The organism is Azospirillum sp. CT11-132 (assembly GCF_047302835.1).
GTDB lineage: Bacteria > Pseudomonadota > Alphaproteobacteria > Azospirillales > Azospirillaceae > Azospirillum.
Genome location: NZ_JBGLZA010000006.1, coordinates 254453 through 275028 on the forward strand (window position 1 = coordinate 254453; position 20576 = coordinate 275028).

The 20576-nt window shown below is 68.3% G+C and carries 14 protein-coding genes; 6 read left to right on the forward strand and 8 right to left on the reverse strand.

Annotation, left to right across the window (positions count from 1 at the left end; all coding sequences use genetic code 11):
* Positions 1-190 precede the first annotated feature (190 nt).
* Positions 191-880 (reverse strand): tetratricopeptide repeat protein, encoded by a 690-nt coding sequence (locus ACCD06_RS25065; RefSeq protein WP_413344296.1) that lies wholly within the window; start codon positions 878-880, stop codon positions 191-193.
* Positions 880-4446 carry a tetratricopeptide repeat protein gene (locus tag ACCD06_RS25070; RefSeq protein ID WP_413344298.1) on the reverse strand — a complete coding sequence of 1189 codons (3567 nt, stop codon included), beginning with the start codon at positions 4444-4446 and terminating at the stop codon, positions 880-882. Before ACCD06_RS25070 ends, ACCD06_RS25065 begins: the two co-directional genes overlap by 1 nt.
* Before the next feature lie 150 nt (positions 4447-4596).
* Between ACCD06_RS25070 and ACCD06_RS25075 the strand changes: the two genes are divergently transcribed.
* Positions 4597-5850: a methyltransferase gene (locus ACCD06_RS25075; protein ID WP_413344300.1), complete on the forward strand. Its 1254-nt coding sequence runs from the start codon at positions 4597-4599 to the stop codon at positions 5848-5850.
* Here ACCD06_RS25075 and ACCD06_RS25080 read toward each other — a convergent pair.
* A complete protein-coding gene (locus ACCD06_RS25080; protein WP_413344302.1) occupies positions 5847-6749 on the reverse strand; it encodes a tetratricopeptide repeat protein in 903 nt (300 codons plus the stop codon). The two genes, ACCD06_RS25075 and ACCD06_RS25080, sit on opposite strands and share 4 nt — an antisense overlap.
* Before the next feature lie 211 nt (positions 6750-6960).
* Between ACCD06_RS25080 and ACCD06_RS25085 the strand changes: the two genes are divergently transcribed.
* Positions 6961-7572, forward strand: coding sequence for a hypothetical protein (locus tag ACCD06_RS25085; RefSeq protein WP_413344303.1), 612 nt, complete (start codon positions 6961-6963; stop codon positions 7570-7572).
* A 45-nt stretch (positions 7573-7617) separates the two neighbouring features.
* Positions 7618-7818 carry a putative motility protein gene (locus tag ACCD06_RS25090; protein ID WP_146205356.1) on the forward strand — a complete coding sequence of 67 codons (201 nt, stop codon included), beginning with the start codon at positions 7618-7620 and terminating at the stop codon, positions 7816-7818.
* A gap of 45 nt (positions 7819-7863) precedes the next feature.
* Here the strand turns inward: ACCD06_RS25090 and ACCD06_RS25095 are convergent, their stop codons facing one another.
* On the reverse strand, positions 7864-8280 hold the full coding sequence (locus ACCD06_RS25095) for a flagellar basal body rod protein FlgC (protein WP_109156082.1): 417 nt from the start codon (positions 8278-8280) through the stop codon (positions 7864-7866).
* A gap of 310 nt (positions 8281-8590) precedes the next feature.
* Here ACCD06_RS25095 and ACCD06_RS25100 point away from each other — a divergent pair, with 310 nt between their 5' ends.
* Positions 8591-9424: a PP2C family protein-serine/threonine phosphatase gene (locus ACCD06_RS25100; RefSeq protein ID WP_109156083.1), complete on the forward strand. Its 834-nt coding sequence runs from the start codon at positions 8591-8593 to the stop codon at positions 9422-9424.
* Positions 9425-9433: 9 nt separating this feature from the next.
* Here the strand turns inward: ACCD06_RS25100 and ACCD06_RS25105 are convergent, their stop codons facing one another.
* Positions 9434-11029, reverse strand: coding sequence for a DUF4384 domain-containing protein (locus ACCD06_RS25105; protein WP_413344306.1), 1596 nt, complete (start codon positions 11027-11029; stop codon positions 9434-9436).
* 213 nt (positions 11030-11242) lie between these two features.
* Between ACCD06_RS25105 and ACCD06_RS25110 the strand changes: the two genes are divergently transcribed.
* Positions 11243-12904 carry an alpha-amylase family glycosyl hydrolase gene (locus ACCD06_RS25110; RefSeq protein ID WP_413344308.1) on the forward strand — a complete coding sequence of 554 codons (1662 nt, stop codon included), beginning with the start codon at positions 11243-11245 and terminating at the stop codon, positions 12902-12904.
* Positions 12905-13056: 152 nt separating this feature from the next.
* On the forward strand, positions 13057-14157 hold the full coding sequence (locus tag ACCD06_RS25115) for a TRAP transporter substrate-binding protein (protein WP_109156088.1): 1101 nt from the start codon (positions 13057-13059) through the stop codon (positions 14155-14157).
* A 75-nt stretch (positions 14158-14232) separates the two neighbouring features.
* On the opposite strand, the gene ACCD06_RS25120 is transcribed toward ACCD06_RS25115, so the two are convergent.
* The 3 genes from ACCD06_RS25120 to ACCD06_RS25130 all read right to left on the reverse strand — a co-directional run bounded on the left by ACCD06_RS25120 (position 14233) and on the right by ACCD06_RS25130 (position 20435).
* Complete coding sequence (locus ACCD06_RS25120; RefSeq protein WP_413344310.1) at positions 14233-16281, reverse strand: flagellin; 2049 nt, start codon at positions 16279-16281, stop codon at positions 14233-14235.
* Entirely contained in the window at positions 16278-17687 is a 1410-nt protein-coding gene (gene flgK, locus ACCD06_RS25125; protein WP_413344312.1) for a flagellar hook-associated protein FlgK, read from the reverse strand. Before flgK ends, ACCD06_RS25120 begins: the two co-directional genes overlap by 4 nt.
* A 114-nt stretch (positions 17688-17801) precedes the next feature.
* Complete coding sequence (locus ACCD06_RS25130) at positions 17802-20435, reverse strand: flagellar hook-basal body complex protein (RefSeq protein WP_413344314.1); 2634 nt, start codon at positions 20433-20435, stop codon at positions 17802-17804.
* Between the last annotated feature and the right edge of the window lie 141 nt (positions 20436-20576).

Sequence of the window (20576 nt, forward strand, 5' to 3'; positions counted from 1 at the left end):
ACGGGCCGGTGACCACAGTGTTCACTCATCCGAAGCGCCGAACAACCCTAATCTTGCGTTTTATGCGGTCAAACCATGCGAAAAAATGCCCCAACCGTTCAGACGTATGACAGTGGGTCGCAGGGGTGGGATCTTGAAATCATTTCGCGCAACACCATCCGGAGGTAAGCCGACCTTTCGAACCAAAGGGTTATGTCGCTGGTGGAGGCCCCCCTGCGGCGTTGACGGTGATGATAGCGGAGAGCGACCGGCGTGCCTCCGCGTGGCCGGGCTGAATCACCAGCACATGGCGATACCACCCGGCCGCCTCGCCACCGCGCCCCATCCGCTGGAGGAGCCCGGCCACCCGCAAGGCCACCGACAGGACCGTCGGGTCGAGGCGGGCGGACCAGCGCAGGACCTCCACCGCCTCGTCCGCAAGACCGATGCCGTCCAGCGCGATGCCCCACTGGTGAAGCACCGCCGGACCGGCCCCGACCAGCGCCGCCCGGCCATAGGCGGTGGCCGCCGCAGCGGCATGCCCGCCCTCGCGCTCGGCATGTCCCAGCCCTTCCAGCGCTGTCAGCATGGCGGGGGCGAGCGCGAGGGCGTGGCGGAAGCGGCCAGCCGCCACCTCGGGTCGGCGCAGCGCGCGCAGAATCTTGCCATGGTTGACCGCCGCCTCGGTCTCCGTCGGCTCCTGTGCCAGCGCCCGGCGGAGCAGCCCGTCGGCCTCCTCCAGCCGGCCGAGCTGGGCGACCAGCAATCCGGCCCGATGCAGGGCCTCCACCTCGGCCGGCTCGATGGAGAGGATGCGGCGGTAGAGCCCTTCCGCCTCTTCGAATTCGCCGGTCTGGTGACGGTCGAACGCTTCGGCAAGCAGGGTGCGAAGGTCGGTCATCAGGCCGGCGCCAGTTCCGCCAGCGCGCGCACCGCCTGCCGGGCGGCGGCGGCCAGTCCTTCACCCGCCGGCGGTTGGATCAGCCGCATCGACGGGAACCACGGCCGCACGCCCGTTCCCATCTGCGTCCAGTCGCGGGTGCCGAGCCGCCAGACCGGGACGCCCAGGGCGCCGGCCAGTTCCCCGACCGCCGTGGCGGGCGAGATCACCAGATCCAGGTTGGCGATCAGGGCCGCCACCCCTTCGAAATCGTCCTTCAGGTCCAGGTCGTCCCAGCGGTGCAGACGGCGCGTCGCCGTTTCCACCTGTGCCAGTTCGGCGCGGCAGTCGCCATATTGCAGCATGACCACGCTGACGCCGGCCAGATCGAGCAGCGCGGTCCAGTCGGCCAGGCCGGTATAGGCGGCGGCGCGCTGGGCGGTGACGATCTGGCTGCGCCATGCCAGCCCCACCTTCAGGCCGGGCAGGGCGGCCAGCCGGTCGCGCCACAGGGCGAGACGGCCGGGATCGGGGTGCAGATAGGCCGGACGGACGGGGAAGCGGTCCACCCGATCACGAATCAGGGCGGGCAGGGTGCCTGCCGGCATCTGCAGATCGCAATCCGGCGGGTCAACCGTCTCCCGCCCGGTGGCGTCCGCCGTCTCCGCCCGCACCGCGACCCAGGGGAAGGAGCGGGCGAACAGGCTGACCAGACGCCGGTCGCATTCGACCGTGACCGGACCGTCCAGCCCCTGCAGGGCGTCGAAGCAGGAGGCGAACAGGATTTCGTCGCCCACCCCCTGTTCCGACCAGGCCAGCAGCCGCCGGCCCCGCAACGGTTCCCCCGTCCAGACCGGCCGGTCGATGCGGCGCGCCCGCTGCAACTGACGGGCGGAGAAGCGGCGGCCATAGCCGGCCCAACCCTCAGCGATCCGCCCGTCGGCGAGGTCCAGCAGGCCGAGGTTCCAGGCCGCCAGCGCGAAGTCCGGGTCGATCCGCAGCGCGCGGCGCAGATGGGTCTTCGCCTCCTCCGGACGGCCGGCCAGCGTGGCCATGGTGGCGAGGTTGTTGGCGGCGTCGGCGGATCCGGGCTGCAGGGCCAGCGCCCGGCGGTAATGGCCGTTCGCCTCCGCCATGCGCCCCATCAGCTCGCAGGCATGGCCGAGATTGGCGTGGGCCGGCAGATGCTCCGGCTGGAGGGCGATGCAGCGGCGATGCAGCTTTACGGCCTCCTCCACCCGCCCGCAGGTCTGGTGAACGAGGCCGAGATGGGTCAGCGCCTCGGCAAAGGCGGGGTGCAGGGCCAGCGCGCGGGCGAAGGCGCGGGCGGACTCGGCATGGCGCTTGTCGGCTTCCTGCACCAGTCCCAGATGGTTCCAGGCTTGGGGGAAGGCCGGATCGGTCCGCAACGCTGCGCCGATCAGGGCGAGCGCCTCGTCGTTCCGTCCGGTCTGGTGCATCAACAATCCCAGAAGATGCAGCGCATCGGCATGGCCGGGCGCTTCTCGTCCGGGATCGGCGGCGATGGCGGCGCGATAGGCGGCCTCCGCCTCCGCCAGCCGGCCGGCGCGGTGAAGGTCGGCGGCCCGGTTCAGCAGAGCGTCGAACCCGGGTTCCGGCTCAGGCTCAGGCTCGGGCTCCGGCGACGCCGCGACCACCGGTACGGACTCCGGCACCGGTCCTGGCGTGGTGGCCCGCAAGGTGTCCGCCATCGCCCGGACCGTCGCTTCCAGCCCCTCGCCCGGCTTGGGCTGGAACAGGCGCATGGTCGGGAACCAGGGGCGTGTGCCGGTGCCCAGTTGCGTCCAGTCGCGGGAGCCGAAGCGCCAGACCGGCACGCCCAGCGCACCCGCCAGTTCCCCCGCCGACATCGCCGGCGAGATCACCAGATCCAGGTTGGCGGTCAGTGCTGCCGTGCCGTCGAAATCGTCCTTCAGGTCCAAGTCGGCCCAGCGGTGGATGGTGACGCCGAAACGCTCTTCCGCCGTCCGCAGCTCGGCCTCGCAGTCGCCATATTGCAGGTTGACGAACACCAGTCCGGGGACGGCGAACAGCGGTCCCCAATGCTCCAGCAGCACATAGGCGGCCTTGCGCTCCACCGTCATCAACTGGCTGCGCCAGCCGATGCCGATCCGCAAGCCCGGCCCCAGCGCCGCCAGCCGCTCCCGCCAGCGCTCCACCAGCCCCGGGTCCGCCGCCAGCCAGGGCCCCTGCGGCTCGAAGGCGGACAGGCTGCCGCGCAGCAGCTCCGGGAGGTCGCCGGCGGAAATTTGCAGGTCGCAGTCGGGCGGAACGATGGTTTCGCGCGGGATCTCGCTGAAAGCGTCACCGGTGCAGCTTTCGGCCCGCACCGTAGCCTTGGGGAAGGAGCGGCGGAACAGCGGAACCAGACGCGGGTCGCATTCGATGGTGACCGGCCCGCCCGCCCAGGCGACGACGTCCGGATAGCAGGACGCGAAGAGGAATTCGTCGCCCACCCCCTGCTCGCGCCACACCAGCAGCCGCTTGCCGCGCAACAGCTGGCCACCCCAGCGTGGGATGTCGAAGCGCCGGTCGGGCAGCGTCTCTCCGGCCGCGAAGCGCCGCTCATACCCCGCCCAGCCGCGCGTCAGGTCGCCGTGACGCAACGCCAGGAGCGACAGGTTGTAGATCGCGGTGGCAAGGTCGGGCTGTTGGGCCAGCGCCTCCTCGAAGCAGGCCGCTGCCTCGTCAAAGCGCCCCAGTGCCTGCAGTGCGTTGCCGAGGTTGTAACGCGCCTCCACGAATTCCGGATGAAGCTCCAGCGCCTGCCGATGGCACAGTTCCGCCTGATCGGGACGGCCCAGCCGTTTCAGCACGCTGCCGAGATTGTTCAGCGCCGCGCTGTGGCGCGGGTTGCGCTTCAGCGCCTGACGATAGGCGATCTCCGCGCTTTCCAGGGCGCCCTTCTGCTGCAGGACGGCGCCCAGATTGTAGTGGGCGGTGGCGTCGTCCGGACGCTGCCGGGTCACCAGCCGGTGCTGGGCGATGGCCTCGTCCAGCCGTCCGCTCATCGCCAGCGCATCGCCGAGGTTGTTGTGCGCCTCCACCATGCCCGGCACCAGCCGCACGGCGTGGTCCAGCGCCGTCACCGCATCGCCATGGCGATGGTGCGCAGTGTGGCCGTTGCCGAGATTGTACCAGGCCTTGGCATAGTCGGGCTTCAGCGCCAGCGCGGCGGCGAAGGCCCGTTCCGCCTCGTCATGGTGGCCGAGGACGGCCAGGGCGTTGCCCAGATTGTGTCGGCGCTGCGCCCCTTGCGGGTCCAGGGTGGCGGCGTTTCGGTGGGCCTGCACCGCGTCGTCCGGCCGGCCGGCGGCGGACAGCGCGCTGCCCAGATTGTCCCAATAGTCGGCGACGCCCTTCACCTGCGCCAGCGCCTTGCCGATCTGGGTCACCGCCTCGTCCGCACGGCCCGACTGCAGGGCCACCACCCCCAGCAGATGCAGGGCGTCGGCATTGCGCGGGTCCGCCCTCAGCACCGCGCGATAACCGCGCTCCGCCTCGGCGAGGCGCCCGGCCTGATGGTGTGCCACGGCCTGCGCCAGCATGTTGGTGTGCTTCGCCACGTTCCGGCCCCGTCCCTGACTGTCCGCACCCTCAAAGGGAGTGCCATCATCGGGGGATCACGGTAAAGATGCCATTGATAAAGATGACATTGATGTCGGCGGCAAATCGGCCGGTGCAGGCGCCGGCGACGGGAAAGAGGAGAGCACGCGATGGCAGGGTCACGCTTGTCCTTGCGCGGTGGACTGCGGGGAGCCGCCTTGCCGCCGGCGGTCAGGCTCAGCCGGCAGGCGGACGCGCTGGCAGCGGCCGGCAACGCGGCGGGGGCGGAGCCGCTCTATGCGCGGGCGCTGGAGGCCGATCCGACCCTGGCGGGGACCCACAACAACCACGGCAACGCCCTGCGCGCTCTCGGCCGCCTGCAGGAGGCCGCCGCCGCCTACCGCGCCGCCGTCACCCATGGACTGCATGAGGGGATGGCACACTACAACCTCGGCTCCGTCCTGCGGCAGGCGGAGCGGCATGGCGAGGCCGACGATGCGTTCCGCCAGTCCCTGGCGCTGCGGCCGGATCATGCGGAGGCCTGGAACAACCGCGGGAACCTGCTGCGCGACCTCGGCCGCTTCGGCGAGGCGGCAATGGGCTACCGGCGGGCGCTGGCCCTGCGGCCGGACTGGGCCGACGCCCACGACAATCTCGGTGCGGTGCTCTATCTGCTGCACGAGCAGGGCGGGGTGGAGGAAGCGGCGGCGCTGGCCCGGTTGTGGCGGCGCGACCATCCCGCCAACCCGCTGGCCCGCCACATCGGCGCCGCCATCGCCGGGGAGGAGGCCGATGCGCGTGCGCCCGACGACTATGTGCGCCAGACCTTCGACCTGTTCGCCGAGGAGTTCGACCGCAAGCTGGCGGAGCTGGATTACCGCGCGCCGTCGCTGCTCGCCGGCCTGCTGGCGGAGGAGGAGCGGTGCAGCGGCCTGGACGTGCTCGACGCCGGTTGCGGCACCGGGCTGTGCGCCGCCTCGCTCCGGCCCTATGCCCGCCGGCTGGTCGGCGTCGACCTGTCGGACGGCATGCTGGACCGCGCCCGCGCCCGCGGCCTGTATGACGAACTGAAGGCGGCCGAACTGGTCGGCTTCCTTGCCGAGCAGCCGGGCGCCTTCGACCTCGTCATCGCCGCCGACGTCTTCTGTTACTTCGGCGTCCTCGACGAGGCGTTCGCTGCTGCCCGCGCGGCGCTTCGCCCCGGTGGCCGGCTGGCCTTCACGGTGGAGGAGCTGGAGCCGGCCGACGGACGGCCCCACCGTGTCGCCACCCACGGCCGCTATGCCCATGCCGAGGCTTATATCCGGGCGGCGGTGGCGGGGGCCGGGCTCGCGATCCTGCGCTGCGACCATGACCGGCTGCGCTACGAAAGCGGCGAGCCGGTGATGGGGCTGGTGGTGCTGGCGGAACGGCCCGCCGCTTAGCGGGGCCGGCGCGGCCGGCGGGCGGACGGCGGTTTCGGCGCCGCTGTCGGTTGGGATGGGGCCGGCGGCGGCTGGGCCAGCGCATCGGCCTCTTCGCCACGGCCCAGCACCCGCAAGGCCAGGGCCAGCGTGTCGCGCGGCGCGGGATGGGCCGGGTCGATGCACACGGCGTGGCGCAGCGGGGCCAGGGCCGCCTCCGCCCGGTTGGTGGCGGCAAGCGCGATGCCGAGGTTGAGCGCGGCCGACAGGAAATCCGGCACCAGCGCCAGAGCGTTGCGGAAGGCGATCACCGAATCCGCGCGCAGCCCGGCGGCGAACAGGGCGTTGCCCAGCAGGAAGGCGATGTCGACATCCCGCGGGTCTAGTGCGGCGGCCCGGATCAGGTCGGCCAGGGCCGGCGTCACCTGCCCCGATTCCAGCCGCAGCCGCCCGCGCGCGTGCAGCAGGTCGACCAGTTTTTCCCGCGCCGGCTCCAGTGCCGGTTCGATCCGCAAGGCACGCTCCAGCAACCCGGCGGCGGTATCGACGGCTGCCGCATCGCCGCGGCCATGGCGGGCGAAGGCGCGGTCGGTCCAGGCCTCGGCGAAATCGGGGCGCAGGGCCAATGCGCGGCGATAGCCCAACTCCGCCTCGTCCAGGCGATCCAGGCCGCGCAGCAGGTTGGCGCGGTTGGCGTGGATGTCCGCCGCCTCCGGCCGCAGGGCCAGCGCCTTGTCGATCAGCGTCAGGCCGAACTCGCCGCGGCCGATCTGGCCGGCCAGGACGCCGAGGTAATGCAGGGCGTCCGGCTGTTCCGGCTCGGCATCGAGGATGCGGGTGTAGAGCTCCTGCGCCTCGCCGAAGCGGCCGGCAAGATGAAGGTCGAGCGCCAGCGTCAAGGCTTCGAGGATCGTGGCCATGACTCAACGCTTTAGGACGGCCGGTGCCGTCGCTGCAAGCCCGCCCGCGCGGAAATCTGGATTTTCGCCATGAGTATGCCCGTATCGCGAAACCACATTTCGCCGAATGGGTTAGATGTGCCAACCCAAATAAGAGTAAAGAAAGCCTTTACGCGTTGCCGGGGTTACGGTAATTTAATGTTCAACTCTCACCAATTCGGATAAGCCGGTCATGAACGTGGCGGCAGCCACATCGACGGTCTCGCGGCCGTTCGCCTTCATGACGCCCCGCGGCAGCGATGCCGTAGAAACAGGGGCCGGCACCCGGACTCCGACCGCATCCGCGCCTGCCGATCCCCAGCCGGATGCCGGCGGCGCCGATCCGCTGGTCAATCGATTCCCGACCATCGCCTTCAGCTTCGACACCGACGCCTCGCGGCTGGTGATGCTGTACCGCGACCCGGCCAATGGGAAAACGGTGTCGCAGATCCCGACCGAAGCGGCGCTGAAGCAGTACAAGGAAGCCCAGCAGAAGGAAAAGAACGCGGAACGCGCGTCGCTTCTGAAGCTGACGGTGGGCGGGGATGGGAACGGGAGTGGGCAGGCAAGCGGGCAAGCTGGCAGCCAGTCTGCGGCCTATGGTCGCGGCGGTTCCGGCGCTTCGCCGGCCGCCGGCACCGGATTCTCTGCCGGAACGGGGATTTCGACCTCCGCCCTTTCCGCCCCAACCGCCGCCCCGGTTGCGCTTGTGCCTTCCGCCACGTCGTCCTCCGTGGCACAATCATCCTCGACCACCACCGGTTCCGCCGGCGGATCTGCCTCGCGGGTGAATGTGGTCATCTGAGGACGCTCTCTTCGCGGGGCGCTATTTCCGGGGGCTGGGATGGGCATGGACGTCACGTCGTCGACCGCAGGCGCGGCGATCGCTCTGAAGCAGGCGCAGAACCAGATGAATTTCGGCGTGAAGGCGCTGAGCCAGAACGCCGATCAGCAGCAGGCGACCGTCGCCGCGCTGGTCCAGCCGGAGGGTGGCTCCGGCGGCGGCAACGTCACGCCGACACGCGGCCAGAATCTGAACATCACAGTCTGATCTGAACATCACAGTCTGAACCCGTCCGCAAGCACCCCCGGCCGCTCAGACTTTCGAGTCGAGCAGAGACGTCAGCATTTCATCCTGTGTGCGGGCGACCGCAACGTTGGCGCCATAGGCGCGGCTGGCGGCCATCTGGTTGACGCGCTCGGCCGCCAGATCGACGTTGGGCGCCGCCACCATTCCGTCGCCGTTGGCCGCACTGTCGTCCGGCGCATATTCCTGCAGATAGGCCGGCGTGATCGGCGTGAAGGTCGCGCGCGTCCCGGGATTGGCATCGGTCTGGGCGACCGCCAGCGGCTGGTAGGGCGCGCGCTTGCCCTCTGCCGCCCCATCGGTCGTGCCGCCGGTCACGGGAACCGCCCCGGTGGAGCGGACATTGGCGACGTTGGAGGCCGAGGCGTCCAGCCGCCGCGTCTGGGCGGTCAGGCCGCTGAGCGCGATTCCGATGCTGGCGGCCATGACGGTCCATCCTTCGTCCGCTGGGAATGGGCGAAGTCTACCACATCAATTTTCCAAGGCCAGCCGGGTGATGCCCGCGCGGTTGCGCCGTGCGATCATCGGCAGAGGCAATCGGCGGGCCGGGACAATCGGCGGGTATAATCGCCGCTGTATCTTTCGGGGTGCTTGCGCCATTATCGGACAAACCGCCGCCGCTCCCTTCCCGTATTGCCGGGCCTCCCGGTGCTTCCGGTCCCGATGGAGCCGGCCCGAAAATCCGGTCCCAGCATTCGTGGGGCCAGACAGTCGCGAGACGGGAGCCGCCGCCTGAATGCCGAACTCAGCCTATGTCCTGACCGTCGCCGGCCTGACCGACGTCGGGCGCACCCGGTCCCGCAACGAGGACAGTTTCCGGGCCAGCAGCGACGGTGAATTCGCGGTCGTCTGCGACGGAATGGGCGGCCATGCCGGCGGCGACATCGCCAGCAGCAAGGCGGTCGAGGTGATCTGCGGTCTTCTGCAGGGTCATGCGCAAGTCGAACCGATCACGCTGGTGGACGGGATTTCCGTGGCGGACCACGACGATGCCGACCGCACCCTGACCGACCCGGCGGGAGCCGAACCGGCGGTGCGCCTGGCCCTGTCGGTCGCACGGTCGGCGGTGCAGCAGGCCAACCGGTCGATCTTCGATTTGAACACATCCCGCGGATTCGCGCAGGGGCGCGGCATGGGCACCACCGTGGCCGGCGTCTGGCGTGTTCCCGGCACGGCGCAGATGGTCGTGTTCCATGCCGGGGACAGCCGGGTCTATCGCCTGCGCGACGGCGAGTTGCGCACCCTGACCCGCGACCACAGCCTTTACCAGATCTGGCTCGACAACGGCGGGCGGGGGACCGCGCCGCAGCGGAACATCATCGTCCGGGCGCTCGGCACCGCGGAGGATGTGGAGCCGGAGGTCGGCGTGCATTCGCTGATGCCCGAGGACACCATCATGCTCTGTTCCGACGGGCTGAACGGCATGCTGCCGGATGGGCTCATCGCCCGCATCCTGCGGGAGGAGCCGGACCCGGCCCGCGCCGCCGCCGCACTGGTCGAGGCGGCCAATGCGGCCGGCGGGCAGGACAACGTCACCGTCGTGGTCGGACGCTTCGCCGCGACGGCGTGAGGCCGTTCGTTAGGGGCCGGTGGAGATGAATTGCGCATCCGCCAGCGGGGCAGGGGCGTCGTCCGGCAAGGTCGCCAGCGCGTCGGCCAAGGCGGCCAGATAGTCGGCCGCCGGCTCCTGTTCCGGCCGCGGGGTCGGAAACAGAGGCGCCGCCGTGGCGATGGTCAGCAGCATCTCGGTGCCGAAGGGCGGGCCGATGGTCCAGTAGCGGCCGCTCTGCGGCTTGTCGTCTTCGGCCTTTTCTCCAAGCCGGCGCGACGCACCGGCGGCCAGTGCCGCTCCGCTGTCCGACGGGTTGGGCAGCAGGTGGACGACGCTGCCGTCGATGGTGAAGTAATCGACCTGCAACTGCACCGGACGGGCGGGCGCCCGGATTTCCAGAACCAGCGGTTCGCCGGCACTGAGATCCGGCCCCTCCAGCACGCTCGCCGCCAACGGTTCCGCCAGCCCGCGATTGGCGTCCAGCGCCGTGGCGACGCTGCCCAGCGGCGCGCAGAATTGCGCTTCCGCATTGGCGAGGTCGAAGCCATGGTCCCAGCCGGCGGCAAGCGCCTCGACCGTCTCGCGCACCTCCGTCTCCGCCCGCTCCCCCGCCACCGTTCCGGAAACCAGCAGCCGGCCGCCGGTCTTCTCCACCGTGACCAGCGCGCAGGGGATGGTGCGCAGCGCCTGTGCGATCTCGGCGACCGGCGGCTGCCTGCTCGCCGCCGGCGGTGAGGGCGGCGCAGAGGGAGTGGCAGCAGGGGGCGGCATGGGCAAGGCAACCGCCGCCGATTCTGCGGCCGGACTCTCGGCCACGGTATGGGGAGGCGATGGCCAATTCAGGATCGTCACGGCAGCCACGACGCCACCCGCCAGAACCGCTCCGCCGGCCCACAACGGCCAGCGGGTGGAGCGTACAGGCGCGGCGGCCCGAGGGCGGGGCGCTCCAGTCAGGCCGCTCACCGCAATGTGCAGGGACGCAACGTCCGGGAAGGTGCCGCCGTCCCGCAGAGCCGCCAGCAAGGCCGCGACTGCCGGCCGGTCCTCATGCCCCGCCAGGATCCGTTCCGTCAGCCGGGCGGCGGCCTCCAGATCGTCCTTGTGGTCCGCCCGAGCCGCGGTCAGCGCAGCCCGTCCGAAACCGCCGACCACCGCCGCCGATCCGCTGTGACGGATGGTGTCGGCGGTCAGCGCACCATGCACGACACCAGCCCGGTGTGCGGCACTCAGCGCGTCCAGAATGCGGTCGAGCGTCGCGACCGCCTCGTCCCACGCCAACGGACCGTCGTCCAGCCGCGCGGCGAGTGTCCGGCCTTCCGCTGGCAGGGTGGCGACGAAGGCGGTTCCGGCATGTTCACCGGACGCCAGGATGGCGGGGATCGCCGGGTGGGACAGCCGGGCCGCGGCGGTCGCCATCTGCCGGAACCGCTCCACCCCCGCGGCATCGGCGCACAGGCGAGCCAGCGGCACCGTCCACAGCTCCACCGTCTGACCGTTGCCGTCCAGCGCGCGGTGCAGCCGGGCATCGCCGTCCCGACCGATCAGGTCGAGCAGCCGGTAACGGCCAAGCCGCCGCTCCTTCTCCGTCGCCGCCGATTCGGTCGCCGTCCCGCCGCGTCGCATCCCCACTCCCCGAACTGAGCCGCTGGTATAGCCGCAGCGCAGCGCGGCGGCCAAGCCCCAGGACACCCGTCCGGAAGTTTCTGTCCCGATGGCCGATCCCTGCGAAAGGCAGGGTCTTGTGACCACGAACGGCCGGTAACCTTTCGTTAGCCACGACAGGCGACTCTGGCACCGCGAACCGCTTATGCGACCTCCGGCGCGGAGCCTCCTGCCTTGCCCCACACATCCTCCCAGTCCAAACCGTCGGCCCCCAATGCGTCCTGGCTGAACGGGGCGGCGCTCTACCAGATCTATCCGCTGAGCTTCCGCGACCACGGCGGCGACGGGTGGGGCGACCTCGACGGCGTGATCGAGGGGCTGGATCATGTCGCCTCGCTGGGCGTCGATGGGGTGTGGATCAGCCCCTTCTACCCGTCGCCGCGCACCGACTTCGGCTATGACGTCGCCGACCATCGCGCAGTGGACCCGCGCATGGGCAATCTCGCCGTCTTCGACCGGCTGATCGAGCGCGCCCATGGGCTGGGGCTGAAGGTGCTGGTCGATCTGGTCTGCGGCCACACCTCCAACGCCCATCCCTGGTTCGTCGACAGCCGGCGGTCGCGGGACGGCGACAAGTCCGACTGGTATGTCTGGGCCGACGCCAAGCCCGACGGCACCGCGCCCAACAACTGGCTGTCGGTGTTCGGTGGAGCCGCCTGGACCTGGGAGCCGCGACGGCGCCAGTATTACCTGCACCATTTCCTGGCCAGCCAGCCGGCGCTGAACCTGCACCATCCGGCCGTGATGGATGCGCTGTGCGAGACGGCGGAGTTCTGGATGGAGCGCGGCGTCGACGGCTTCCGCATCGATGCCGTCGATTTCTTTGCCCACGACCCGCAGCTGCGCTCCAATCCCGCCGCCATCTGGCGCGAGGCCGAGCCGCCGCTGAAGCCCTTCGCCCTGCAACAGCATGTCTACGACATGATGCACCCGGCGATCGGCGGCATCCTGTCCCGCCTGCGCGGGACGGTGGAGCGCTATCCCGGCCGCGTCCTGCTGGGCGAGCTGTCCAGCCAGCCCGGCGCCGGCCAACGCATCGCCGCCTACTGCACGACGCAGGGGCTGCACGCCGCCTATACCCTGTCGCTGGCGAAACAGCCCTTCAGCGCCAAGGGGTTCGCCCAGGCGTTGGGCGCCGCGGGGCGGCCGGAGTCGATCTGCTGGAGCCTGTCCAACCACGATGTGGAGCGCGCCGCCAGCCGCTGGCTGCTCGCCGGTGCCGATCCGCAGTCGTTCAACGCCCTTCTGGCGATGCTGGCGGCAGCGCTGCCCGGCACCGTCTGCCTCTATCAAGGGGAGGAACTGGCCCTGCCCAACGCGGTGCTGGAACAGCACCAGCTGCGCGACCCCTTCGGCATCACCTATTGGCCCGACTTTCAGGGCCGCGACGGCAGCCGCACGCCCATGCCCTGGCGCGCCGCCGAGCCCCACGCCGGCTTCTCCGCCGCCGAGCCCTGGCTGCCGGTGCCCGACGCCCATCTCGATCTCGCCGTTGACCGGCAGGAGCGGACCGCCGGCAGCCCGCTGGCGGTGTGGCGTGCGGCACTCTCCCTGCGCCGCGACCTGGAGGCGCTGCGCGCCGGCGCCGTCACCGCCGTGGAGGAGCATGGCGACCTGCTGTCCTTCGAACGGGTGTCAGGGGAGGACCGCCTGCTTGCCGTCTTCAACATGGCCGACCGGCCGGCCGAGTTCGCTCTGCGCGGTCGCGGCGAACTGGAGGATCTGCCTGTCCCGCGCGTTCCGGGCGCCCTGCCGCCGGAACTGACCGCCGATGGCCGGACGTTGGTGATGCCGCCGCTGTCGGTCTTCCTGGGACGGCTGCGCACCGCCTCCTGACCCCCCTCGAAAGGCAGGCATGCACATTTATGCGATGCAGGGCTCTGCATCGGATGCTTTGTTACACTCTCGCCTAAGTCGCTGTAATTCCCTGATTCATCGCGGGTCAGGGAAATCGTCAGCAATAGCAATAATCTTGCGGAGTAGCGGGAGTGGAAAGAAGAGCGTTTCTCACCAAGGCCGGCGTCGGTGCCGTTTCGACCGTTGCCGCCTCGACCCTCGCGGCCCCGGCCATCGCGCAGACCCAGCCGACCATCCAGTGGCGCCTGGCTTCGAGCTTCCCGAAGAGCACCGACATCCTCGTCGGCACGTCCGAGATGATCGCCAAGCGCGTGTCGGAGGCGACCGACGGCAAGTTCCAGATCCGCGTCCATGCCGCCGGTGAGATCGTCCCCGGCCTGCAGGTGCTGGACGCCGTGCAGAACGGCACTGTCCAGTGCGGCCACACTTGCGGCTACTATTATGTCGGCAAGGACCCGACCTTCGCCTTCGACACCGCGATTCCCTTCGGGCCCAATGCCCGGCAGCAGAATGCCTGGTACCAGTATGGCGGCGGCCAGGAGGTGATGCGCACCTTCTTCGCCAAGCACGGCATCGTCCAATTCCCGGCGGGCAACACCGGCGCCCAGATGGGCGGCTGGTACCGCAAGGAGATCAAGTCGCTGGCGGACTTCAACGGCCTGAAGATCCGCATCGCCGGCATCACCGGCCAGATCATGGCCAAGCTGGGCGCCGCCCCGACCCAGATCGCCGGCAGCGACATCTACCCGGCGCTGGAAAAGGGTACCATCGACGCGGTCGAGTTCGTCGGTCCCTATGACGACGAAAAGCTGGGCTTCGTCCAGGTCGCCAAATACTACTACTACCCGGGCTGGTGGGAAGGCGGGCCGCAGGTCTCGCTCTACATCAACCAGAAGGAATGGGATGCGCTGCCCAAATCCTATCAGGCGATCCTGACCGCCGCCTGCGCCGAGGCGAACAGCGCGATGACCGCCCGCTACGACGCGGAGAACGCCAAGGCGCTGAAGCGTCTGGTCGCCAAGGGCGCCCTGCTGCGCCCCTATCCGCGCGACCTGATGGAGGCCGCCCACAAGATCGCCTACGAGCTGTACGACGACATCGCGAAGACCAATCCGGACTTCAAGGCCGTCTACGACAGCTGGAAGCCCTTCCTGGACGAGGTGCAGCTGTGGTTCCGCGTGGCGGAGCTGCCCTACGACAACTTCATGCAGTCGGCCGGCCGCGCCAAGTGACGGCGTTCCGGTTCTGACGGGAAACAGGGGGGTGGCCGGTCCGGCCGCCCCCTTTTCTTTTCAGGCCAGCCCCCGTCAGGCCAAATAGTTCAGCAGCGACAGCTTCTGCGTCTGGCCGGCGACGGTATAGGTCGCCTGCTGGACGTTCATCGCGCTGCTCAGCCGGGCCGCGACCTCGGTCTGGTCGATGCCTTCGATCTTGGCGATGCGGTCGGTCACCGTGGCGATCGAGTCCGTGTGGGCGTTCTTGGTGGTTTCCAGCGTGGCGGCGTCGGACGCGACCTTGGCGTGGATCGAGCGGATCTGGTCGGTCGCCTGGGTCAGCATCTCGCGCGCCTGGGTGCTGTACTCCGTCCATTTGCCGGGATTGGCCGCCGCCGTCCGCACCAACTGCATCGCCTTCACCAGGGTCTGGAACGCCTTGTCGTCGGCGCTGACCCCGTAGGTCAGGTTCAGGTTGTCGTCGATGGTCACCTGCGACTTGCGGTACGCCTCGGCATTCTTGCCCTTGGTCAGATATTCGGCATCGTAGAAGGGCAGGTCGGGCGGCTCGGCATAGGGGACGTCGATCAGGCTGTCCTGCTCCGGCGGCAGGGTGCCGACCGAGATGGTGTTCTGCAGCGACCCGTTCGTCACCTTGGCGCTGGTCGAGAACAGCGAACTGCGGCCGGGATGGTTGGGATCGGCGTTGGCCGTGCTGGTCAGGGCGATGCCCGGGCCGTTGCCGACCGCATTGATGGTGACCGGCGGGGCCGGATTCAGGTTGGCGAAATTCTGGCGCAGCTTGTCGGCCACCTGGCTGACATTGTTGACGCCGGCGGCATAGTCGGTGTCGCTGACCGTGTAGCGCACCGTGTAGGTCTGGTAGGGCGGCAGGTCCCGCGGCTCGTTGGGGTTCTTGGTGTAGTAGTTCTGGTTGTACGGATCGTCGGGATCGCCGACCGCCACCGTGAACTCGAAGGTATCGCCGATGTCCACCGCCGCGCCGTTCAGGGTGAAGCTGTCGATCTGCGGCAGCGCGGTCGTCGGCGCCTGGCTGGTGGTCGGCGCGGTGACGGTGTTCTCCACCGTTGCGGAATTGATGACGCGGGCCGACAGGTCGAACTTCTGCCCCGGATCCTGGCCGACCAGCGTGATGATGCCGTTGGAAGTCGACACCGTCATCGGCAGCGGCGGGTTGGCGGCGTTGATCTGGTTGGTCAGGGTCTGGGCGACGAAGGTCAGCGTCTTCGGATCGGTCCCCTGGATCTGATAGCCGAAGGTTTTGCCGGAAACCGTCACCTCGAAATAATCGTCGGCGTTCACCACGGCGCCGTTCAGCGTGATCTTGCTGGTTTGCTTCGTCGCCATCAGGTCGGTGACCGGTTCCGTCCCGAACCGCGAGCCGGAGAACAGGTAGCGGTCGCCGAAGCGCTGGTTCATCAGCGCCTGGATGTCGCGCATGGCGCCCTCGGCGCGGTCCTTCACCTGATCGGCCTGCGGGAAGGTGACGGAGAAGCTGCTGCTCGCCGACGCCTTCAGCGTGTCGAAGCTGAGGTTCAGGATCGCGCCCTCGCCGGGGCCGCCGGAGATGTTGAAGTTGTAGCCCTTGCCGTCGTTGGGCGGGGTGGTGCCCAGGTTGATGGCGCGGGTGGTCTTGCCGCCCAGCCCGTCGGTCACGGTCACGTCGAAAGTGCCGTTGGGGCCCTGCTGCGACGGAACCGCGGTGACGGTGTATTTGGCGCCGACCGTCAGCTTCGACTTGGCGGCGTCGACCGACAGCTTCATCCCGTCGGGATTGGTGTTGATCGGCGTGGCGACGCTGGACGGACCCGGCTCGAACGGCATCGTGGTGCTGGAGGTCCAGCTCGACACGATCGATTCCAGCGAGGTCAGCACCTTGTCGGTCGCCTGTACGCGCGGCGCCGCCATGTTGATGTTCTGGACGTAGTTGTCCTTCTTCGCCATCTCCGACCGCAGGTCCAGAAGCTTCTGCACCTCCGGGCCGTAGGCGTTGAGATCGACCGACTTCTTGCCCGTGGTCAGCTGTTCGGACAGTCGGTTGATGTCGTTCTGGCCCCCGGACAGGTTCCGGACAAGGCTCAGATATTTCGAGTAGCTGCTGACTCCCGTTATCGAGCTCATCGGACCACCGCCTCCAGCGCATCGAACATTGCATTGGCCACTTGCATGACCCGTGCCGAAGCCTGGTAGGAGGTCTGGAGCTGCTGCAGCTGGGCGATTTCCTCGTCGATGTTCACGCCCGTCTGCGACTGGTAGCGCTCGCTGAGGAGCTGCATGGAGGCCTTGTTTGAATCAGCGGCGGTGTTGGCCGTCTTGGCCGCGGCCATCCAGGTTCCGGTGATGGCGCTGCCGATGGCGCTGTAGGTGGTGTCCTTCATCTGCAGCCCGTCGGCATTGAAGCTGCGGCCGGCGGAATTGACTGCCTGGACCATGCCGTCGATGGCGGACTGCTTGATTTTGCTGGTGTTGTCCAGGAGCTTGGGGTTGATCGCGATGGTGAAGCGGTCGGTGCCGGTGAAGAACTGGCTGGCCTGTTCGCCGTCGGCGGCCGGGCTGGCATCGTTGTAGGCGTCGGCGAAGCTGGTGGGCTCGCCCGCCTTGGTCGGGCCGGTGAAGGCCTTGGCGAACTCGTCCAGCTGCGAGCGCAGCTTGCGGATGACCTCGGTCGCCGGGTCGCCGCTGGCCGGCGTCGGCGGCTCGGTGGTCGAGCCGTCCTTGCGCATCTGGATCAGCGAACCCAGCTTGCCGGTGGTCAGGTGATTGTTGATCGAGGTGATCTGATTGCCGACCTGTAGGTTGATGTTGCCGCCGTCATAGGAAAGATTTGCCGGCTGGGCATCGACCAGCGCCAGCCCCGACGGGGTGAAGATCGCCAGCCGGCCGTCCGGCCGCTCCACAGTGCGGATGCCCATGTAGGTGCTCAGCTCGCGCACCAGCCCGTCGCGCTTGTCGGCGACGGCGTTGGCGGCGGACCCCTGGCCCTGCAGCGAAACCATGTCGTTGTTGATCGAGTTGATCTGCTTCAGCAGGTCGTTGACTGTGTCGACCGACTTGGTGATGTCGGTCGACATGTCGCGGTCGAGCTGCTCCACGCCTTCCGACACGCGGCGGATCTCGCGCGAGAAGCTTTCGGCCGCCTGGACCAGCTGGTACTGCGCCGTCTCGTCTTCCGGCGAGGTCGACAGCGTCTTGATCGCGGCCTGGAACTTGTCCGAATACTCGTTCAGCAGCGGCGTCCCGTTGGTGGTCCGCATCAGGTCGCCCAGCTGCTGCATGTAGGTCGAGGTCACCTGCGATCCGCCGTCGCGCGAGGTCAGATCCATCACCTGCGCCATCAGCGCCTTGTCGACTTCCCGGCGATAGGTCGTGCTGATGACCTGACCGCTGGCGTCCACCGACTGCTGGGCGGTGTGGCGGGTGCGGGTCGGGTCGTTGGCCTGCGCGATGTTGTCCGAAACCAGCTTGACGTTGGTCTGGACCGTGCGCAGCCCGGCCGTGGCACTGTTCAAGGCTGCGAAGAGGGACATGGCAGGAGACCTTTCACGGATCGGGATGGTCGGGGCGGTGCCGGGATGGCCGCCGCCCCCCATTCAGACGATCAGGGAACTGGCGATCAGGTAATCAGAAGGTCAGGGCCGCGCTTAGCGCTTCAGCCCCAGCACTTCCTGAAGCATTTCGTCGGACGTGGTGACGATCTTCGCGTTGGCGGAATAGCTCCGCTGGGTGACGATCATCTTGGTGAACTCGTCGGCGATATCGACGTTGGAGCTTTCCACGCTGTTCGCCACCACCGCACCGGCGCCGTTCGTCTCCGGATCATTGAAGTTCGGCTTGCCGGCCTCTTCGCTCTCGACGAACACGCCGCCGGACTCGCGCTGGAGGGCGTTGGGGTTGTTGAAGGTGATGATCGGAACCTTGGCGATCATCTTCGACCGTCCGTTGTCGTAATTGACCATGACGGTGCCGTTGTCGCCGAACACCACGTCCTTGAACTGCCCGCGTGGCGCGCCGTTCTGGACCAGCTGGGTGACGTTGATCTCCTCGCCGGCATACTGGGTCAGCCCGCCCGGCTTCTGGTACTTGCCGAGGTTCAGCGAGATCTGCTGCGGGCCGAAGCCGTAATCGACCGTGAAGGTGACGTTGGCGTCGGAGCCGGCCGACTGGTTGGCGGCGCTGACCGCCGTGCCGGTGCCGACCAGGGCGGTGGAGATGTTGGTCAGCGTGCCGACCGTCTCCGGCGTCTTGCCGAAGGTCAGGCCGATATGGGCCGGCGTCTGACCGGCGACGGCACTCTGGTCCAGGGTGAACTGATAAGCGGTCGCGTCGCTCACAGATGCCGCAGCATTGCCGGAAACGTCGCCGGTGGACAATACATTGCCGGTCACGCTGGCCGTGCCGCCAATCTGCGTAGCAAAGTACTGAAGAACTTTTTGGGGCGTGTTGTAAGTACTAATGTTCGCGTTATCGAGCGTCAGGGTATGAGTGACACCGTTGGCAGTCACCGAATAGACATCCCCGACGTCAACACTAGAACCAGTTATGGTTACATCGCCGGTCGTCGTATTCGCAGTCAGAGTATTGGCGTTGGCCGGCGTGGCCGCGGTCTTGGCGGTCACTGTGATGACGCCGCCCTGCGCGGTGGCGGTCACCGGCAGCGAGGTGTTGGAGTTGATCTTGTTCGCCAGCGCCGCGGTGATGTCCTCCATCGTCATCTCTTCGCCGGTGGTGCTGTAGGTCACCGCCGTGCCGTTGATGCTGAGGGTGTACTGCGTGCCGATGTCGCCCGGCGTTCCGGTCAGCGTCACCGTGCGGCTCTGGCGCACGCCGGCCACGCTGGAGACCGACGGCAGCGAGCTCATCGTGTTCACGGACGCGCTGGAGTTGGTCACCGTCGCGCTGGAGGTGACGTTGGTGTTCACCGCATTGGCCTGGATCGACAGGATGTTGCCGGCCGACGAGGCGGTGACGGTGGAGCCCAGCGCCTGGTTGATCTTGCCGGCCAGCTGGGACACGACGTCGCTCACCGTCGAATAGCTCTGATAGGTGGCGGCGGTCACCGTGTAGCTGATCGGCGTGCCGTTCACGTTGATGGTGAAGGAGTCGCCGACCTCGACCTGCGTCTGCGGGAACTGGAACTTGTCGATTTCACCGGCGCTCGCCGTCGCCGCCGTCGAGGTCTGGGAGACGATGGTGTTGGTGGTGTTGGTGCCGGACACCACGTCGGTGTTCAGCTTGAACGGCGTGCCGGGCTCGCGGGCGGTGACGCGGATCGTCTGGCCCGACGAGGTGGCGAGCACCGACGCCGCCGGCGAGGCGGAGTTGATCTGGTTGGCCAGCGCGCCGGCCAGACCCGAATAGGTCCGGATCGACCCGATGTTGTCCGCCGTGATCTTCAGGCTGTAGTTGGTGCCGTTGACCTTGACCGTATAGGTGTCGCCGATGCGCAGGTTGTCCTGGCCGTTGGTGTTGTTGCCGGCAAGGGTGATGACGTTGACCTGCGCGACCGCGGTCTGGCCGGCGATGTTCTGGCCGAAGGTCACGGTGGCCGGATTGCCGGAGAAGGTGCCGTCGACCGGCTTGGTGTTGGAACCCGGCGCGTCCAGGACCATCCGCCAACTGCTGTCCGCCTGCTGCCGCCACTTGAAATTGACGGTGCGCGGGTTGCCCTGGCTGTCGAAGATCTGGATGCTGCTGTCGGGAATCTTCTCGCCCGGCTTCGGCGTCGCCGGCAGGTTGGCGGCCAGGTCGATGGTGTTGGTCGCCACCGGCTTGTCGATCAGCGAGTTGACCTGGATCGGCGCCACCTGGTCCTTGTGCAGGACGCCCGTCACCGGATCGACCAGCCAGCCGTTCAGGGCATAGCCCGAGCTGTTGACCAGATAGCGGCTCTTGTCCAGTTCGAAGTCGCCGGCGCGGGTGTAGAAGGCGGCCGAGGAGTTGACCGTGCCCGTCTGCGTCTGCACCAGCGTGCTCGACCCCTGGGTCGCCACCTTGGTGACGCTGAAGAAGCCCTGGCCCTGGATGGCGATGTTGGTCGGGCTCTGCACCTGGGTCAGGCTGCCCTGGATGTTGTTCATGAAGACCGGTTGCGCCGTGACCCCGCCCGGCTCGTGCAGGCGCTGGCTGGACTGCAGGACCATCGTCTCGAACGCCGAATCGACACGCTTGTAGCCGATGGTCGAGCTGTTCGCGATGTTGTCCGAGATATGTCCGAGCGCCTTCGACTGGGCATTCAGGCCGAGAACGGCGGTTGTCATCGAACCGAAGATGCTCATGGCCGGGGTCTCCGAAAGAAAGGGCAAAGGTCTTCTGCGCCCTATCTAGCAAGCGGAGTGCCAACTGCCATGCGGTTGGCAACCCATTGTAATCGGCCGATTTTTTACGAGAGCGACACGGCGGGGCCGGAATTTCCCGGC

Excerpts from the sequence above, each read along its gene's own strand:
- ACCD06_RS25065 (WP_413344296.1), bottom strand. The coding sequence starts at position 880 with ATGACCGACCTTCGCACCCTGCTTGCCGAAGCGTTCGACCGTCACCAG.
- ACCD06_RS25075 (WP_413344300.1), top strand. The coding sequence starts at position 4,597 with ATGGCAGGGTCACGCTTGTCCTTGCGCGGTGGACTGCGGGGAGCCGCC.
- ACCD06_RS25080 (WP_413344302.1), bottom strand. The coding sequence starts at position 6,749 with ATGGCCACGATCCTCGAAGCCTTGACGCTGGCGCTCGACCTTCATCTT.
- ACCD06_RS25085 (WP_413344303.1), top strand. The coding sequence starts at position 6,961 with ATGAACGTGGCGGCAGCCACATCGACGGTCTCGCGGCCGTTCGCCTTC.
- ACCD06_RS25090 (WP_146205356.1), top strand. The coding sequence starts at position 7,618 with ATGGACGTCACGTCGTCGACCGCAGGCGCGGCGATCGCTCTGAAGCAG.
- ACCD06_RS25095 (WP_109156082.1), bottom strand. The coding sequence starts at position 8,280 with ATGGCCGCCAGCATCGGAATCGCGCTCAGCGGCCTGACCGCCCAGACG.
- ACCD06_RS25100 (WP_109156083.1), top strand. The coding sequence starts at position 8,591 with ATGCCGAACTCAGCCTATGTCCTGACCGTCGCCGGCCTGACCGACGTC.
- ACCD06_RS25105 (WP_413344306.1), bottom strand. The coding sequence starts at position 11,029 with ATGCGACGCGGCGGGACGGCGACCGAATCGGCGGCGACGGAGAAGGAG.
- ACCD06_RS25120 (WP_413344310.1), bottom strand. The coding sequence starts at position 16,281 with ATGAGCTCGATAACGGGAGTCAGCAGCTACTCGAAATATCTGAGCCTT.
- flgK (WP_413344312.1), bottom strand. The coding sequence starts at position 17,687 with ATGTCCCTCTTCGCAGCCTTGAACAGTGCCACGGCCGGGCTGCGCACG.
- ACCD06_RS25130 (WP_413344314.1), bottom strand. The coding sequence starts at position 20,435 with ATGAGCATCTTCGGTTCGATGACAACCGCCGTTCTCGGCCTGAATGCC.